The 18,056-nt window shown below is 73.0% G+C and carries 13 protein-coding genes; 11 read left to right on the top strand and 2 right to left on the bottom strand.

Going from position 1 to position 18,056, the window contains the following annotated elements; translation table 11 throughout:
* Positions 1-22: 22 nt before the first annotated feature.
* Positions 23-1,492 (bottom strand): adenosylhomocysteinase, encoded by a 1,470-nt coding sequence (ahcY, locus tag RM779_RS27885; RefSeq protein ID WP_311620541.1) that lies wholly within the window; start codon positions 1,490-1,492, stop codon positions 23-25.
* 343 nt (positions 1,493-1,835) lie between these two features.
* Between ahcY and RM779_RS27880 the strand changes: the two genes are divergently transcribed.
* Positions 1,836-2,558 (top strand): hypothetical protein, encoded by a 723-nt coding sequence (locus RM779_RS27880; protein WP_311620540.1) that lies wholly within the window; start codon positions 1,836-1,838, stop codon positions 2,556-2,558.
* On the opposite strand, the gene RM779_RS27875 is transcribed toward RM779_RS27880, so the two are convergent.
* On the bottom strand, positions 2,552-3,850 hold the full coding sequence (locus tag RM779_RS27875; RefSeq protein WP_311620539.1) for a helix-turn-helix domain-containing protein: 1,299 nt from the start codon (positions 3,848-3,850) through the stop codon (positions 2,552-2,554). The two genes, RM779_RS27880 and RM779_RS27875, sit on opposite strands and share 7 nt — an antisense overlap.
* Positions 3,851-4,303: 453 nt before the next feature.
* Here RM779_RS27875 and RM779_RS27870 point away from each other — a divergent pair, with 453 nt between their 5' ends.
* From RM779_RS27870 to eccB, 10 genes are all read left to right on the top strand, one after another.
* Positions 4,304-4,645, top strand: a complete 342-nt coding sequence (locus RM779_RS27870; protein ID WP_311620538.1) for a hypothetical protein — start codon at positions 4,304-4,306, stop codon at positions 4,643-4,645.
* Between the two features lie 52 nt (positions 4,646-4,697).
* On the top strand, positions 4,698-5,012 hold the full coding sequence (locus RM779_RS27865) for a hypothetical protein (protein ID WP_077062832.1): 315 nt from the start codon (positions 4,698-4,700) through the stop codon (positions 5,010-5,012).
* 52 nt (positions 5,013-5,064) lie between these two features.
* Entirely contained in the window at positions 5,065-5,469 is a 405-nt protein-coding gene (locus tag RM779_RS27860) for a hypothetical protein (protein WP_311620537.1), read from the top strand.
* A gap of 4 nt (positions 5,470-5,473) precedes the next feature.
* Positions 5,474-6,769, top strand: a complete 1,296-nt coding sequence (locus tag RM779_RS27855) for a hypothetical protein (RefSeq protein ID WP_311620536.1) — start codon at positions 5,474-5,476, stop codon at positions 6,767-6,769.
* Between the two features lie 77 nt (positions 6,770-6,846).
* Complete coding sequence (locus tag RM779_RS27850; RefSeq protein ID WP_311620535.1) at positions 6,847-7,191, top strand: hypothetical protein; 345 nt, start codon at positions 6,847-6,849, stop codon at positions 7,189-7,191.
* Positions 7,192-7,236: 45 nt separating this feature from the next.
* Positions 7,237-9,588 carry a TPR repeat region-containing protein gene (locus RM779_RS27845; RefSeq protein ID WP_311620534.1) on the top strand — a complete coding sequence of 784 codons (2,352 nt, stop codon included), beginning with the start codon at positions 7,237-7,239 and terminating at the stop codon, positions 9,586-9,588.
* Entirely contained in the window at positions 9,585-13,658 is a 4,074-nt protein-coding gene (gene eccCa, locus RM779_RS27840; RefSeq protein WP_311620533.1) for a type VII secretion protein EccCa, read from the top strand. The genes RM779_RS27845 and eccCa overlap by 4 nt, the downstream gene beginning before the upstream one ends.
* Positions 13,659-13,708: 50 nt before the next feature.
* Positions 13,709-15,187, top strand: a complete 1,479-nt coding sequence (eccD, locus tag RM779_RS27835; RefSeq protein ID WP_311620532.1) for a type VII secretion integral membrane protein EccD — start codon at positions 13,709-13,711, stop codon at positions 15,185-15,187.
* 5 nt (positions 15,188-15,192) lie between these two features.
* Positions 15,193-16,605, top strand: coding sequence for a S8 family serine peptidase (locus RM779_RS27830; RefSeq protein ID WP_311620531.1), 1,413 nt, complete (start codon positions 15,193-15,195; stop codon positions 16,603-16,605).
* Positions 16,606-16,607: 2 nt separating this feature from the next.
* Positions 16,608-18,005, top strand: a complete 1,398-nt coding sequence (gene eccB / locus RM779_RS27825; RefSeq protein ID WP_311620530.1) for a type VII secretion protein EccB — start codon at positions 16,608-16,610, stop codon at positions 18,003-18,005.
* Positions 18,006-18,056: the final 51 nt, after the last annotated feature.

Below are 18,056 nucleotides of genomic sequence, written 5' to 3'. Positions count from 1 at the left end.
CTCCTTGTCCCCGGGCCGTCCGTCAGTAGCGGTACCCGGCCGGCTTGTACGGACCGTCCACGGGCACTCCCAGGGAGCGGGCCTGGGCCTCGGTCAGCGTGGTGAGACGGACCCCGAGCGCGGCCAGGTGCAGCCGGGCGACCGACTCGTCGAGGTACTTGGGCAGCACGTGCACCCCGACCGTATACGGGTCGGCCGAGGTGTACAGCTCCAGTTGGGCCAGCACCTGGTTGGCGAAGGAGCTGGACATCACGAAGCTCGGGTGACCGGTGGCGTTGCCGAGGTTGAGGAGCCGGCCCTCCGACAGGACGATCACCGAGTGGCCGCCGGGGAAGACCCACTCGTCCACCTGGGGCTTCACCGCGATCCGCCGCACCCCCGGCACGGCGGACAGGCCCGCCACCTCGATCTCGCCCTCGGCGTGCCCCATGCTGCCGACGATGGCCTGGTGCTTCATACGGGCCATCTGCGCCGCGGTGACGACGCCCTCGACGCCGGTGGCCGTCACGACGATGTCCGCCACCGGGAGCATCTCTTCGAGCGTGGCGACCTGGAAACCGTCCATGGCCGCCTGGAGCGCGCAGATCGGGTCGATCTCCGTGACCACCACCCGCGCGCCCTGGCCGCGCAGCGCCTGCGCGCAGCCCTTGCCCACGTCCCCGTACCCGCACACCACCGCGGTCTTTCCGCCGATCAGCACATCGGTGGCTCGGTTGATGCCGTCGATCAACGAGTGCCGGCAGCCGTAGATATTGTCGAACTTCGACTTCGTCACCGAGTCGTTGACGCTGATGGCGGGGAACAGCAGGGCGCCCGACTCGTCGAGGCGACGCAGCCGCTGGGTACCCGTCGTCGTCTCCTCCGTCACCCCGACGAGGCCCGCCGCCAGCGTCGTCCACTTGCCGGGCAGGTCCGCGAGCGTGCGGGCGACCAGCCCGAGCATCGCCTCCTCCAGCTCGTCCGCGGCACCGTCCGGCGACGGCACGCGGGCGGAGCGTTCACAGGCGGCGCCGCGGTGCACCAGCTCGGTGGCCGTGCACGCGTCGTCGAGCAGCAGGTTCGGGCCCTGCCCGTCCGGCCAGGTCAGGGCGCGTTCGACGCAGTGCCAGAACTCCTGCGGACTCTGGTCCTTCCACGCGAAGACCGGCACTCCGCGCGGCTCCCCCGCGCTGCCCGCGGGGCCCACCGCCACCGCGGCGGCCGCCGCGTCCTGCGTGGACAGAACGTTGGAGCCCGCCCAGCGCACCTGCGCGCCCAACTCGACCAGCGTCTCGATGAGCACGGCGGTCTGGACGGTCATGTGCAGCACCCCGGTGATCCGCGCACCGCGCAGCGGCCGGGCCGCCCGGTGATCCTCGCGAAGCCGCATCAAGGCCGGCATCTCATGCTCGGCCAGGCGTATTTCCCCGCGCCCCGCGGCGGCCAGCGACAGGTCGAGGACGTGTAAGTCCGCTGCGGCGCCGGGCCGCGTCGGTGCGGGGGAGGCGGGCATTGGTGCGGAGGCGGTACCAGTCAGAGCGACACTGGCGGAGGCGGAAGTCATTGCCGGTAGTCCCATCATCTGCGGTCCACTGAGGCTTGGCCATCGTTCCGGGTCGGGGAATCACGAGCGTTGCCCAGGACCTTCGGGCACTCAAGGCGTTGTCCGGAGCTGGGGCCGAACGGACAACTCCGAGCAGGCCGCCGCGGCGCCGCACGGGACCGTTTCCCGCAAGGAAGCAAACGGACAACCCCTTGCCGCGCCCAATCGCTGTGCACACACTGGCGTTTGCGTTCCGCACCGGACCGCCGGTCCCGCTTTCCACCCCTGAGGAACACGAGAAGGGTGTTATGCCATGCCCGAACCCCTGCCCGAATCTCTACCCGAATCTCTGCCTGAACCGATTTCTGGAGCCCGGCCCGAGGACAGCCGTTCCCTCGTCATCCGGCCCGTCGGCACCCTGCTGGTCCTGTCCGGACCGTCCGGTACCGGAAAGACCTCCCTCTCGCGGGCGATGGTCGAAAAGGACCCCACGCTGGCCACCACGCGCTCGGTCACCACGCGAAAGCCGCGCGGATCGGGCGAGGAGCACTACGATTACGTGTCCCGCGAAGTGTTCCTCAAGATGGTGGGCAACGGTGACTTCGTCCAGTGGATTCACCCGTCGTTCGACGAGTACTACGGGACGCTGCGGGCCCCCGTGGAAAAGGCGCTGTCCGAAGGCCAGGATCTGGTCTTCGACTACTGCACGGAGGGATATCTCAACCTCAGGCGGTTCTACCCGGAGCAGGTCGTCGGAGTTTTCGTGATGGCCCCCAGCGTCGAGGCCATGGCCGTCCGCCTCAAGGGCCGCGGCAGCGAGAGCCCGGAGGAACTGGTACTGCGCCACCACATGGCGGCCAAGGACTTCGCTTTCGTCGACCAGCACGACTACCACGTGATCAACGACGATTTCGACGCGGCCCTGCAAACCCTGCTGGCCATCCGCAGGGCCGAGCAGGCCCGGATGTCCCGTCAGCGGGCGGTGCTCGACGTCTACGCACAGCACGCCGAGCCGACCCTGCTGCGCTACTACTGATGCCGCTGTGCCCGCAGGCCGGCGGCCAGTTCGCGCACGTGGACGGTGAGCAGACCGTTGCAGCGGTACGTGCCCGCGGCCGTCAACTCCAGCAGGTTGGCCTGGTACAGCCGATCGGCCACGCGCATGGCGTTCCCGAGCGACATCCCCAGCAGCCGGGCCGCGTCGTGCACGGAGAACTCCGCGGAGTCCGCGCGTTCCGTGGTGCCCGCGCGGGCGGCGGCGTCGATGACCCCGAAAGCGGATGCCAGGTCCGTGCCCAGATCGCGGTGGGACCAGGAGAACACGGTGCGCACCGAGGCGGCCATGTCGTCCGCGCAGCTGAGGAGGTCGAGCCGACCGCGCGGGTCGGTCATTCCGGCGAGCACCTCCTCCGGGCCCGTGCCGGGGGCTGCCGAGAGGCGTTCGGCCAGGACGCGCAGGGCCAGCGGCACATGGCCGCAGTACGCGGCGAGCCGGGTGACCGTCTCGGGGCGCGCGTTCCCCATACCGGGTCCGGCGACCTTGCGCAGGAGTTCGGTGGACTCCTCGGGGGCGAACGGCCGCAGGGAGAGCCGTACCGCCCCGTCCCGGGCGACAAGACCGGCCAGCCGGTTGCGGCTGGTCACCAGCACCACGCAGCCAGGGGTGCCGGGCAATAACGCCCTGACCTGGTCGGCGCTCGCGGCATTGTCCAGAACGACGAGCATGTGCCGCCCGTCCAGCAGCGTGCGGAACAGCGCGGACCGCTCTGCCGGGCCTTCCGGAATCGCAGTGCGGTCGACGCCCAGCGCGCGCAGGCTCGCGGCCAGCAGCTCCTCCGTGGGCGCGGGGCGGCCGGCGGGACCGTAGGCACGCAGGTCGTGGAAAAGGATGCCGTCGCCGAACGCGGCGGCATTGCGGTGCGCCCACCGCAGCGCGAGTGCGGTCTTGCCGACCCCCGGCATCCCGTCGACCAGCAGCACCATTGCCCGGCGGCGGGAGTGCGGCCGCGGTGCGGCGATGAGGTCGAGCTGCTCCAGCTGGCTGCGGCGGCCGGTGAAATGGGATGTGTCGGGCGGCAGTTGAGACGGACGCCGGGCGGCCCGCGGGGCGGGGCCCGCGCCCGCCAGCCGGTGGGCCAGCAGCAGCTTGCCGCCCGCGGACAGGGCCTCGTCGCATCGGCGGGCCAGGTCGAGCGAAGCCCGTTTGCCGCCCGTCTCGATCCTGCTGAGGTGCCCCTTGCTGTAATGAATCAGCTTGGAGAGCCTGGCGAGAGAGACGCCCTGCGCCATGCGCTCCTTGCGCAACTCGCTGCCGAACACCACCGTCATCGCGCCCTCATTTCTGGTCCGGACTTGCAAGGACGCGCGGTGTCCCGGCCGCTTCGCGGAAGGCCGGACGCCGCACACGCCCCCGGGCGATCCGGCCCGGAGCCCGACGGACGGACCGCCGTCGTTCCCGGGGCCGGCACTCCCGACGTCGTGGCCCCGTCCACGGGCCTGTCCACCGGGACATCGGGAGCCATCCTGACAACGGCGCTTTCATGCGGCTTTGCTGGCGCGAGGCGCTCTTCGTCCCGGGAGGGACCGCCACCGAAGACCCCGGATCGCCGTTCGTCCGGCCCGCACCCGTGCGGACAGCGCGCACGCACGGGATTTCGGGACCCCTGCCGAGCACCCTCTGCTTCGATTTCCTCCGTCGCTCCCCGGCGTTCGTGGCAGCACGGTCGGCGAGGCGGCTTCAGCCAATCCGGGACCCAAGCCCCTGCGGAAAGTGAGGCACCCATGTACGAAGAGGTCAAGCTTTCGCCAGAAGAGGTCGATCGCGTCATGGGCATCATCGCCCAGGCGTTCACCGACATGGAGGCGGTCGCCGCGGGTATCGGCGGGCACGCCGGCACGGTCGGTACCGCCTACAACGGCACCGGCACCGCGACCGCCGTGGAGACCTACGAGGGCCTCGGCCGGGCCGGCCAGGCCCTGGCCAACGCCCTGGAAGGGCTCTCCCAGGACCTCGGCCTGACGTCCAGCACCGGCCGGGAAACGGACGACGCGGCACATGGCGCGCTGAACAACGTGGTCCCCGCCAACATGTCCTCCGACCACTCCATCGCCGCCCAGATCTGACGCGGCCACCGGCACCCAAGCGACCGAAAGCGGAAACGAGCCAGGAGAAATCATGGCCTTCAACGGGTTGATTCAGTTCAGGAACGACAACCTCGACGGTATCCAGTCCCAGACCGTCGGCCAGCAGGAGCAGTACACCGAGATCTGGGACAACGTGCGCACGCAGCTCCTGAGCCTCGTGCAGACCGGCCAGGTGGACGCCCAGATCGGCGGAACGCTCGAATACCGCGACGCGATCTTCCGCCGCGAGGCCACCGGCTACGACGAGAGCGTCACCTCGCAGAACACCGCGATGCGCAACGTGCAGAACATCGGCAACGAGGGCGGCGCCGCCATGGTCAGGGCCGCCGCCGGCGGCCGGGCCTGACCGGGTACCGGCACCGGGGAACCGGGTCCCGAGAGACATAAGGGGAGACACCATGGACACCGTCACGATGAACATCGCCGCCCACCGGAACGTCGAGGCCGCCGTGGGTGAGCGCGACCGACTCGCCAAGTTGATGGAGGCCACCGGCAGCATCGGCTCCAACGCCGGCATGTTCGGCCGCGTGCCGAACGGGGCCCGGGCGGCGGCGGTGCTGAGCGCGGCCGCGGCCGGCGTGACCCAGCAGGTGTCCGAGGGCGGGCGGACGGTAGACGACATCCGCGGCAGCGCCGCCGCGGCGGCCCAGATCGGCGAGCAGTCCGACCAGGAGGCCGAACGGGCCCTGGCGCAGGCACGAGCGGCGGCCCTCGGGCACTTCGACGCCGCGGCCACCAGTCGGCTTCAGACCGCCACCAGGATCGAGCAGGCGGAGACGTCGGCGCGGGCCGGAGGCTGGTGAGGTCATGAGCATCGCGTCGGCCTCGGCCCAGTTCAGGGAAACGATCGAGACGATCAAGAGCGCTCACGAGTACGAGATCCGGGCCGCCTCCGGAGCGTGGTTCACCCTGGCCAACGCCGGGGTGGCGGAGAGCACGGTGCTGGCGAGCACGGCTCAGGAGGCGGCCGCGGAGCCGGGCGTCGGCCTGCGGGAACTTTCCGAGCGGCTGGTTCAGATGACCGACTTCACCTCGGGCACCGCGGCCCTGGCCCAGCAGATCTCGGCTCAGCTCCAGCAGGCGGGGGACCACACGGCGCGGGCCGTGGCGGAGGCCCTCGTGCTGGAGTCGCAGTTCGATGAGCTCATGCAGCAGCGGCAGTCCCTGTCGACATCCGCGCACGCCGAGCAGGCCATGGAGGGCGCGATAACGGCCCTCACCGCACGGGCGCAGGCGGTGCTCACGGCGCTGGACCAGGAGTACGCCAACGTCATCGCCGGGGAGGCGCCGACGGCGCCCAGGAGCACTGGCCCCGGCGGCCCGGGCACCGCGCCGGTGGCGCCGGCGTCCGCCGGAGCCGGTGCTCCCGGCGGGGCGGCCGGGCCGGGCGCGGCCGGGGCGGGCGCGGCCGGGGCGGCGGGGGCGGCGGCCGGCCCGGCGGGCGCCGCGGAGGCCCCGGCCGCCGATCATCAGGCGCCCAACGGCAGTGCCGTCGGGGCGGGGGAGTACCCCCACTCCAGCGTGATGGGGCCGGAGCACGGCGACTTCGCCGGGTGGCAGCGCGACCCGGGCACCGGCTACCTGGTCGATCCGGCTACCGGGCGGGAGTTCGACCCGGCGACCGGCCGGTGGATCGACCCGGTCACCGGCAAGCCGTTCGGGGAGGCCACCGAATATGCCGCCCGGCTTTCCGGCCTGGGCACCGGCTCGGGCGGCCTGGCCTCGCCGGCCGGGCTGGCGCTGGTCGCCCCGCCCGGCGTGGCGGGCGGGGGCTCGGGAGGTCTGGCGGGCCTGTACGGCGGTGTCCTGCCGCCGAGTATCGCCCACGCCGGCCCGGCCGGCGGTCAGGTGCTGAGTCAGGCCATGCGCAATATGGACCGGAACGCGCACGTGGCGACGCAGATGGCGATGCGCGAATCGGCCCAGGGGGGACGGCCGTTCATGCCGCCGCCGGCGATGGCCGGGGCCGCCGGGGCCGCGGCGGGCGGCGGCCAGGGACGCGGGGGGCGGGGAGCCAGGAACGGGCGGCTCACCGACCTCATCGAGGACCCCGAGGTCTGGGCCCCCCGCCGAAGTGCCACCACGGGCGTGCTCGGCGAGTAGCCCCCGGAGGACCGCGAGCAGACGCGAGCAGACGCGAGCAGACGCGAGCAGACGCGAGCAGGAAAAGGAGAACGCAGATGTCCGCAGATGGCCTGTGGTACATCCCCGAGGGCTTCCGCGAGGCCGCGCGGGCCAGCACGGAGACCGCGGAAGCGGCGGAGAACACCGGGCGCCGCCTCGGCCAGGTGCAGGTGAACGCCGCGAGCTGGGGCGGAGCCGACGCCTTCGTCAACGCCCTGACCACCACACGCGACGTCCAGGCCCGCGGGGCGGCCCTGGCGGCTGAGGGCCGGCGGAACATGGCCGGCGCGGACAACCAGGTCGCCGGCATCGGCGAGGAAGTGGACGTCGCCGCGGGACAGGCGCTCGGCGCGGCGGCCGCCCACGTTCAGGCCGACCGGAGCGTCGCCGACGGGATGTAGGAGACCCCCGCCCCCGGCACCGGACAGGAAGGGAGTGGTTCGACCATGGTGGACGCTGGCTATTTTCGGTTCACGCACGAGGAAGCGGTACGAGACGGCAAGAATCCCTGGAAACTCCGGACCGACTTCGACGCCGAGATCGATCTCGATGACATGGTCGCCACGGGAAACGCCTTCGTCCGTGCGGCCGGGGAGGCCCAGGTCGCCGAGGATCTCGCCGCGCGTGCCTCCCAGTTGTCGGAACAGCCCGGGGGCATGGGCGGGCAGTCCATAGTGGACGGCGAGGGGCGGCTCATCGAGACGAACAACGCCCTGCCGCGCACCGAAGCCGAAACTGCGGTCGATTTCATCTTCAGGGCCATGAACGCGGCGCACCACGCCGAGGAGGAAGCCCGCAGGCTCATCGAGCGGCCCGAGCTGGACTTCAGGCACGAGCGGAACCAGGACAACGCGATATCCGAGTGGAACGAGTGGCTGATCGCCCTGGGCCAGGCTTACGACGAGCAGTACGCCGGACTGTCCCCCGAACTCCGCCCCAGCTCGCTGATCGTTCACCACGACAGCGGAGAGACGGAGTACGCGCAGATGTCGGGGAACACCTTCGCCCTCCCGGACTCCAGGGCCGCGTCGATCCGCGCCGAGCATCTGAAAGTCGCGACGGAGGACGCCGGAAGCACCTTTGACACGATCAACGGCGAGATCATCGCGTACCGCCGGGAATTGGCACACATAGGAAACGAGCTGGGCGGGCAGGGCTACGACCTGGCGGGGGACCCGCTCGGGGTGTTCGCCACCCCGCAGATGGCGCAGTTCTCGGCCGAGCAGCTCAATGCGGAACTGGCGCGCGACACTCCCCCGGACCGGCACGTCATCGAGATGCACACGCGGAATCTGGCGGCCATCGGGCGCGACATCCACGGGGACCCGCCCGATCCGTCCCAGGGGCAGAGGGGACGGATGAGCCCTGGCGACCGCGCCTACCTGGAGGCGTTCCACAACACGCTCACCGCCGACTCGCTCGCACAACTGGGCCGACCGGACGTCCCCGCCGGCGTGCAGACCAGCGTCGGCAACAGCATCACCATGCTGATGAACCCGGCCATCGGCGGTATGGACCCGGAAACGATGGGTGCGGAGCAGGTTCCCGCGTCCATCCGGAGCTTCGTCTATGACTACGAGAACTCCCTCGCCCACCGGCTCGGCCCTCTCAGCTCCCAGGAATTCAACGGTTTCGGCACCCTGATGTCACGGGCGACCGTCGCCGCCGGCGACGAATTCTCGAAGGCTCTGGCACACGCCGCGGTCGACATCGAGAAGATCAACGAGGAGCCACGGCGTGCCGGTGTGCCGCCCGAGAACACGGCGAGCAGCGGAATGCTGGAGGCGGCGGCGCTGAACACCGATGCCTCCGCCGAGCTCCTCGTCGATCCGGGGTTCCGCGGCGGCCTGCTCTCCCAGGGCTGGGACAGCAGCACGGGGGCCGCCGAACTCGTCCGGAGCGGCACCATGATCCCGCCGGGTGTGCCCGAGGGGAGCCCGTCCGGCCGCATGCATCTCGACGCCGCGTACCACGTGCTCGCCGACGCGCCGATGCACAAGGAAGCCATCCTCGGGACCGGTATGTCGGCGGACAATGTCGAACTGCAACGCGCCATCGGCGACACCGCGTTCGCCCACATGGACCTGCTGTCGAGAAAAGCCCACGAGAGCGACACCTGGGAACCTTTCGACGTATCCCAGCCGGTCAACGGAACAATGCGCGACTACGGTTTCGATCTTTCCTTGGAAGAGCGCACTGAACTGTTCGGGCTGATGCAGAAATCCGACCAAGGGGTGCGTCAGGATTTCTTCAACGGCGTGCACCTCTGGGAGGCCGCGACCGCGCGCGACGCCTTGGCGGGGGAGGGGATTCTGGACGGGGGGACCCTCGACAATCTCGGCGGCATCGCGGGAACCGTCGCGAACGTGCAGAGCAGCGTGGAAACGCCGTCCGGCACGGCGCCGTCACTCGCGAAGGCCACGGAAATCGCCGGGCAGGGTGTCGCCCTGATCCCGGATCTCCGGGCCAATCTCGGAGGCACAGGACTGGCCGCGGCAGCGAACCTGCTGGGCGACCACCTCAAGGGCACCGGCGAGCAAGATCTGCAGAATCAGCAGCAGATGAGCGACTGGAGAAGCGAGACGTGGGGCGGCCTCCCCGGAAAACTCGCCCTCGTCGAGGCCAGCGTTGCGAACGGGCGGGCAGATCCCGGCGACTACCGCACATACCTCGACTACGGCGATGAGACATCCATAAACCAGTACCTGGCAAGAATGACTACCGCCAATCCGAACGTGGTCGGTTACCTGCACACGTTCGATGAAGGCTACGACGCCGCCGTGAAGGTGCCGCAATGACCACAGTCCCCGCGTCTTCCGCCTCCACCACCACCGTCCTCTTCCGCCGCCCGCCGCGCGCGGTGCAGCCCGTCGTCCCCGATCAGGAGCTCGTCGTCCAGGCCCCGCCGCAGCTGCCGCAGCCGGAGGACGCCAACTCCTGGATGATGGCGCTGCCCGCGCTGAGCGGACTCGGCTCCGTGATGTACATGCTCACGATGGGCCGGGGCCCGATCGGATACGTCGTCGGCGCGATGTTCCTCATCTCCTGCCTCGCCATGGTCGTCGGGTCGGTCGTCTGGCACCGCGCCAAGACCAGAACCGTCGCCCGCAACGACCGGCACGACTATCTGCGGTACCTGGAGCGCACCCGCGGCGAGGTACGGCGGACGGCGCGGGCCCAGCGCGAGGCGCTGGAGTGGGACGCTCCCCAGCCGGGCGCGCTGTGGTCGGTGGCGGAGAGCCGGCGGATGTGGGAACGGCGCAGCGGGGACGCCGACTTCGCCGTGGTGCGGGTCGGGGCCGGACCGCGGTTTCTCGCCACGCCGCTGGTGGCCGCCGAGACCGCGCCCGTGGAGGACCTGGACCCGATGAGCGCGGTGGCGCTGCGGCGCTTCGTCGACACCCACGCCGTGGTGCCGGATCTGCCGTTGCAGGTCGCGCTGCGGCGCTTCGCCGCCCTGGCCGTGACCGGCGACGCGGCACGGGCACTGGCCCGCGCCGTCGTCGCGCACGCGGTCACCTTCCACTCCCCGGAGGATCTGCGGATCGTGGTCTGCGCCGCCGGCATCGACGGCCCGGAGTGGTCCTGGGTGAAGTGGCTGCCGCACGCGCATCACCCGCAGGAGGTGGACCACGTCGGTCCGGTGCGGATGGCGCACCCGGCGCTGAGCGTGCTGGAGGAGTGGCTCGGCCCGGAGCTCACCCGCCGCACGCGCTTCAATCGCAACGCCGAGCCGGACCCCGAGCTGCCGCACCTCCTCGTCGTGCTCGACGGCGGCCTGGTCACCGGCCTGGAGGCGCTGCTCGACCCGGGCGGGCTCCAGGCGGTCACCGTGCTGGAGGTGAACGGGCGCGCGAGCGGGCAACTGGTCGACGCTCACGGCGTGCGGCTGGCGACCGACGACGGCGGGCTGTCGGTACTGGCCGGCGAGACGCGCGACGAACTCGGGCGGGCCGACGCGCTGTCGGCCGCCGAGGCGGAGGCGCTGGCGCGCCGGCTGGCACGGTACCGCATGGACGGGCGCGCCACGGCCGCCGGAACCGAGGACAGGACCGGGGTCGTGAACACCCTGCCGAGCCTGCTGGGAATCGCCGACCCCGGTCGCCCCGACCTGGCGGCGTTGTGGCGGCACCGCCCGATGCGGGACCGGCTCCGCGTGCCGCTTGGCGTATCGGCCGACGGCGGGCTGCTGGAGCTGGACATCAAGGAGTCGGCGCAGAACGGCATGGGGCCGCACGGACTTCTGGTAGGAGCGACGGGCTCGGGCAAGTCGGAGCTGCTGCGCACCGTGGTCCTGGGCATGGCGGCGACGCACCCCACCGAGCATCTCAACCTCGTCCTGGTGGACTTCAAGGGCGGCGCCACCTTCGCCGGCATGGCGGAACTTCCGCACGTCGCCGCCGTCATCACCAACCTTGAGGACGACCTGACCATGGTCGACCGCATGAAGGAGGCCCTGTCCGGCGAGATCAACCGCCGCCAGGAGGTGCTCCGCGCCGCGGGAAACCTCGTATCCGTCCGCGACTACGAGCGGGCCCGCCAGCGCGGAGCCAACCTGCCGCCGTTGCCGAGCCTGTTCATCGTCGTCGACGAATTCTCCGAACTCCTGGCCCAAAAACCCGACTTCGCCGACCTGTTCGCGCAGATCGGTCGGCTGGGGCGGTCGCTGGGCCTCCACCTCCTCCTCGCCTCCCAGCGCCTGGACGAGGGACGGCTGCGCGGCCTGGAAGCCCACCTGTCGTACCGGATCGGGCTGCGGACGTTCTCCGAGGCCGAGAGCCGCACCGCCATCGGCGTGCCGGACGCCCACCGCCTGCCCAACGCCCCCGGGCACGGCTACCTGAAGACGGACACCGTCACCCTGCGCCGCTTCCGGGCCGCCTACGTCTCCGGCCCCTACCGCACCGGCGAGGACGGCGGCGGCCCGGCGCTCACCGGCGCCCTCGGCGTGCGCCGGTTCCCCGCCGGATACGTGCCGGTGCCGGACGAGCAGCGCCCCGAGCCGGAGCCGGAACCGGCCCCGGAGCCCGACGAGTTCGGTGAGGACGAGGAGCTGGGCACCACCGTGCTCAGCGTCCTGGTCGACCGCATGGCCGGGCAGGCGCCGCGGGCCCACCAAGTCTGGCTGCCGCCCCTGGCGAAGCCCGAGCCGCTCGACACCCTCCTCGGCGACCTCGGGGTGCGCGAGGGACGCGGCTTCGGCAGTCTTTCCGCGAGCGGCGCGCTGACCGCCCGCATCGGCGTCGTGGACCGGCCCTTCCACCAGCGCCGGGACCCGCTCGAACTCGAACTGTCCGGCGCGGGCGGCCACACCGCGATCGTCGGCGGCCCGCTCAGCGGCAAGTCCACGGCGGCACGGGCGCTGATCACCTCCCTCGCGCTGCGCCACACCCCGGAGGAAGTGCAGTTCTACTGCCTGGACTTCTCCGGCACCCTCTTCCCGCTCGCCGGTCTGCCGCACGTCGGCGGCGTCGCCGGCCGCACCGACACCGAGCTGGTCAACCGCACCGTCGCCGAGGTGCTCGAAATGCTCCAGACGCGCGAGGCCCGCTTCCGCGAGCTGGGCGTGGAGTCGATGGCCGGACTCCGCGCCGCCCGCGCCGAGGGGCGGCTGCCGGACGAGCCCTCCCCGGCCGCCGGGCAGCGCGCGGACCTCAGGAGCGACGTCTTCCTCGTCGTCGACGGCTGGCAGGTGATGCGGCAGAGCTACCCGGAGATCGAAGAGGTGCTGATGGGTGTGGCCGGGCGGATGCTGACCTACGGCATCCACCTGGTCGTCACCGGCAACCGGTGGATGGACATGCGCATGAGCCTGCGCGACCTGATCGGCACCAAGGTCGAGCTGAAGCTCGGCGACGCGCTCGACTCCGAGGTCGACCGCAAGCTGCAACGCGACGTCCCCGCCGACCGCCCCGGGCGCGGCATCAGCGCGGAGAAGTCGCACTTCCTGGTGGCGATGCCACGCGTGGACGGCGTCCGTTCCGCCGACGGCCTCGCCGACGGCGTGGGCGACCTGGTGCGGCGCGTCGACGAGGCGTGGAGCGGGCCGCGCGCCCCCAAGGTGCGCCTGCTGCCCACCATCTGGCGCCCCGACCGGCTGCCTCCGGCCCACACGCGGGGGGCCGGAGGCCCGCGGGCCGCCGGGGCGTGGGACAGGCCAGGCGTGGCGATCGGCCTGGAGGGCAACCGCCTGGAGCCGGTCACTCTCACCCCCGGGGAGGACGCGGGGCTGATCGTCGTCGGCGACAGCGAGACCGGCAAGACGGGCCTGCTGCGCGCGGTGGCCCGGCAGGTCATCACCCGGCACACCCCCGAGCGGGCGAAGATCGTCGTGCTCGACCACCGGATGACGATGCTGCGGGAGTTCGACGGCCCGCATCTGCTGGGCTACTCCACGACCCAGGAACGTTCGGCGGAGGTCGTCGGCGGGCTGGCCGAGGGACTGAGGAAGCGGCTGCCCGGCCCCGACATCACGCCAGAACAGCTGCGCAACCGCTCCTGGTGGACCGGCCCGGAGATCTACCTCCTCGTCGACGACTACGACCTGGTCGCCACCTCCCGCGGGAACCCGCTCGCCTCGCTGCTTGACTTCCTGCCCCACGCCCGGGCCATGGGGCTGAACGTCTTCGTCACCCGCCAGGCCGGCGGCGCCGGCCGGGCCGTGCTGGAGCCGGTGCTGGGCCGGATGAAGGAGCTGAACTTCCCCGCCGTGCTGCTCAGCATCCCCAAGGACGAAATGCCCATCTGGGGCGTCAAGCCCGCTCAGCGCGCCAGGGGCCGGGGCCTGCTGCTGCACCGCAGGCTCGGCAACGTGCCCGTGCAGCTCGCGCACGAGGACGCGCCGCAGACACCCGCGACAGCCGACTGACCGCGTGGGCACCGACCACGCAGGCACTGACACGTAGGGACCCATGAGCCATGAGTGCCAGCCTCACCCACCACCCGGCAGCCCCGCACCCACCCGACCCCGCGGCCCGCGCCGTGCCGCGCGCCCCGGCCGGCGCCTCGCCGCCCGCCGCGGCGGCGTTCGTCCGCATCGGCGTCGCCGGACCGGCCGGGCGCACGGACCTGGCCGTCCCGGCCGCCGTGCCGCTCGCGTCGATGCTGCCGATGCTCCTGCAGCAAAGCGGCGAGGGCCCGGGCCCCGACGGCGGTGTCCGGCACGGCGGATGGGTGCTGCGCCGCGCCGACGGCACCCGGCTGGACGCCGCCACCTCCCTCGCCGAGCAGGGCGTCGCCGAGGGGGATCTGCTCTTCCTCGCCCACGGCGACGCCGATGCCACCCCGCCGCTCTACGACGACATCGCCGAGGTCATCGGCGAGCACGGCGTCCGCGACACCTGGCCCGTCCGCGCCACCCGCCACGCCGCCGCCGCGCTGACGGCCCTCGCGGTGCTGACCGGCTGCGCCGCGTTCGCCGTGGCCCCGGGCGCGGTCCCCGGCTGGCTGGCGCTGGCGACGGCGGCCCTCGTCCTGGCGTTCGGCGTGCTGGCGTCGCGCGGCTTCGACAACGTCCACGCGGGAACGTTCGCCGGCCTGCTGGCCGTGCCGCCCGCCGTCGTCGGCGCGGTCCGGCTGCTCGGCGCCGGCCACGACGGGAGCGGCCTGGACGCCGAACACCTGCTGCTGGCCTGCGCGGTGGTGGCCGTGCTCGGCGTGCTGGGCCCCGTCCTGGTGGGCGGTGGGGACGGAACGTTCGCCGCGCTGGTCGTCGCGGGACCGCTCGGGGCCGTGGGGGCCGCGATCTGCACCATCTGGCGCGACGTCACCCCGGCGGAGGCCGCCTCGGTCACCGGCCCGCTCGCGCTGGCACTCACCACGCTGTGGCCCACCCTGGCGTTGCGCGTCGCCCGCGTTCCCGCCCCCCAACTGGCCGCCACCGCCGACGAACTGGAACGCCTCCCCAGCCAGCTCGCCCACGAGCGGCTGGCCGCCCGGGTCGCCGCCGCCCGCCGGGTGCTGGGCGGCATGGTCGTCGGCAGCCACCTCGTGGCGGGCGGGGCGCTGCTGTGGCTCTTCGCGGCCACCGAACTGTGGCCCGGCGTGCTGGCCGGCACGCTGACCGCGCTGATCCTGCTGCGCGCCCGGCTGTTCCGGGAACGGGGGCAGGTCGCCACGGCGCTGGTGACGGCCTTCGCCGGGGCCGCCGGGGCGGCGGTGTTCACGGTGGCCGACCGGGCGGCGCAGACGGCGCCACTGCTGGGCGTGCTGGTCCCGGTGGCGCTGACCGCCGCCCTGGTCGCCGGCGGCGTGGGTATTGCGGCCGGCCGCCGCCGCCCGAACCCCAGGCTGGCGCGGACGCTGGACGTGCTGGAGACGACCCTGCTGGTGGCCGTGGTTCCCCTCGCCCTTGCGGTGTGGGAGGTTTACGGCGCCCTGTTGAACCTGAGGGCGTGAGAGCCATGACCCGTCCGACGCGTCTGCCCGCCACCGTGCTCGTGCTGCTGGCCACCGCCGTGTCCGCCGCCGTGCTGCCCGGTGCCGCCACCCCCGCCGCCGCCTCGCAGCCCTGCCGCACGACGGTGACCGGCGAGGAGATGCCCGGCGGCGCCGACCCGCACCCCCTCATCGGCCAGCTCGGGCTGCACCAGAGCTGGGACCTGTCCACCGGCGCGGGCGTCACCGTCGGCGTCGTCGACTCCGGCGTGGACGCCACCCACCCCGACCTCGACGGCCAGGTGGCCAGGGGCCGGGAGTTCACCACCGTGCTCGACGAGCGCGAGTTCGAGGCGTCCCGGCCCGAGCGGCAGCGGGACTGCGAGGGCCACGGCACCGCCGTGGCCGGGCTCATCGCCGCCCGGCGCACCGCCGGCGACCGCATGGCCGGGGTGGCTCCCGACGCCCGGGTCTATCCCGTCCGCATCGCCGACGGCGTGGACCGGGCCACCGCCGGAACGCTCGCCGCGGCCATCGACGACGCCGTGGCCGCGGAAGTCGGCGTCATCAACCTGTCGTTCGCCGTCCCCGTCGACCACGAGCCGATCCGGGACGCCGTCGGGCGAGCCCTCGACCAGGACGTCGTGGTCGTCGCGGCCATGGGCAACGAGGGCAACGCAGGCGGCGGCGAGGTCCCCATGTACCCGGCCGCCTACGACGGGGTACTGGCCGTCGGCGCGGTGGGCGCCGACGGCACGCCGCTGGACTCCTCCAACGCCGGCTCCTGGGTGGATCTGGCCGCGATCGGCGAGGACCTCGTGGTGGTGTCCCCCGGCGGCGAGGGCTACCGGGTGGAGGCCGGGACCAGCATGGCCGCCGCGCAGGTGTCCGGCACCGCCGCGCTGGTCCGCTCCCGTTTCCCCGCGCTGACGGCAGAAGAGGTGGCCGAGCGGCTGACCGGCTCCGCCACCCCGCTGGGCGGCGGGCCCGACGAACGCACCGGCGCCGGGCTCGTCGACCCCTTCGGCGCGTTGACCCACCTCCCCGGAACGACCGGAAACGCGGGCGACGGGGACGGTACGGGCGACGGGGGCGACGGCGCGGCATCCGCCGGCCGCATCCCGCCGCAGGACCTGCCGCGGGGCGAGCCGCCGCTCAGCTCCTCCGCCGCCACCGGACTGGCCGTGAGCGGCGCGCTGCTGCTGGGCGTTCTCCTGGTGCTGCTGGCCGTGCCCGGAGTGCGCCGGGCCGCCCGGCGCGGCTGGCGGGCCGGCACCGCGCCGGAACAGCGCGCACCGCAGGAGCCGGCGCCGGTGAACGCCCAGGGCCCGCCCGCCGCCACCGTCGCCTGGCTCAACGGCGACGGCGGGGCCGACGGCCACCGGACCCGGAACCATCCCAGCCAGCTGACCGCGAACCCGACCCGGAATCGGACATAGCCATGGCCACGACACGCGAGCAGTCGGAGGCGTACGCGTACGCCAACCGCCGCCAGAGCACCAGCCTCCTCAGAGGGGCGGACGAGGCCCGCCTCGACCCCCGGCGCCGCCTGAACCGGGGGCTGGCCGCCGGTGTGGCGGTCGGCGTCCTCGTCATGGCCGGGTTCGGCATCGCCGGTTGGCTCGGCGGCGGCCGCGGCCCGGCGCTGCCGGCCAGCGGCGCGGTCGTGGTCGGCGCCAGCGGCGACTCCTACGTGGTCGCCGACGGCGTGGCACACCCCGCGCTCAACCTCGCCTCCGCCCTGCTGGCCGGCGGCGGCCGGCTCACCGAGGTGCGGCAGGACACCCTGAACGAGGCCCCGCGCGGCCTGCCGGTCGGCATCCCCGGGGCCCCCGACGCGCTGCCGGAGGCGGACGACCTGCTGGACGAGGAGTGGACGCTGTGCGCGACCCCCTCGGAGACCGGCGGCGATCCGGTGCGGACCGGCCTGTACGTCTCCGTGCCGGGCGTGCCCACGGGCAACGCCGGAGGCGGCGGGGCGACGCTGTTCGTGGAGGCGGACGACGGCAGCCTGTGGCTGCTGACCGCGGGGCGGCGGCACGCCGTCGCCGAACCGGCCGTCCGGGACCTGCTCGGCCTTCGCCGGCAGCCCGTGCGGCTGCCGGGCGAGATCGTCGCCACCGTCCCCGAGGGCCCCGCGATCACCATTCCGGAGCCGGAGCCCGGGGCCGGGGAGGAGCCGGCGGCCGAGCTGCCCTTCGCCGCCGTCGTCGGCGACATCGCCCACACCGACGACGGCGCCGCCCGCCAGCACTACCTGGTCGGCGCGGACGGGCTGACCCCGATCTCCGAGCTGGTCCACACCCTGCTGTCCGGCCAGGCCGGCACGGACCACGGGATCAGCTTCTCCGACGCCGCCCACGCGCCACGTTCCGAGGGCGACCCCGGCAACCCGGCGTGGCCCGAGGAGGTGCCCGAGGCCGAGGTGCCGGAACGCAACCAGCCCGTCTGCGTCAGCACACCGCCCGGCAGCCAGCCGGGCGACACGCCCTGGCAGGCGGCGATCCACCTGCCGCGGACCATGCCCGCCCCCGAGGACACCGTGCCGGTGGAGGCCCACGAGGGCGGCAGGCTGGGCCTGTTGGACCGGATCTACGTGCCGGTCGGCTCGGGCACCGTGGTCCGCGCCGTCACCTCCGCGGGCACCGGCGGCACCTACACCCTGGTCACCGACGGCGGCACGGCCTACCCCCTGTCCTCCCAGGACGCCGTCGAACGCCTGGGATACGACCCGGCCGCGGCGCCGACGATGCCCACCGCCTTCGTGGACCTGCTGCCGGCCGGTCCCGTTCTGTCCCCGGAGGCGGCGGCCCGGGAGCGGGCGGGGGCCGGCGAATGAACAGGAGGAGAGGGACCATGCGACCTCGACGTGCCCGGTTGGGCCGAGCCC

It is taken from the genome of Streptomyces johnsoniae (assembly GCF_031845565.1).
Taxonomy (GTDB): Bacteria; Actinomycetota; Actinomycetes; order Streptomycetales; family Streptomycetaceae; genus Streptomyces; species Streptomyces johnsoniae.
The sequence above is the reverse complement of the archived record's forward strand: the minus strand, read 5'-3'. Positions and strand labels throughout refer to the sequence as shown.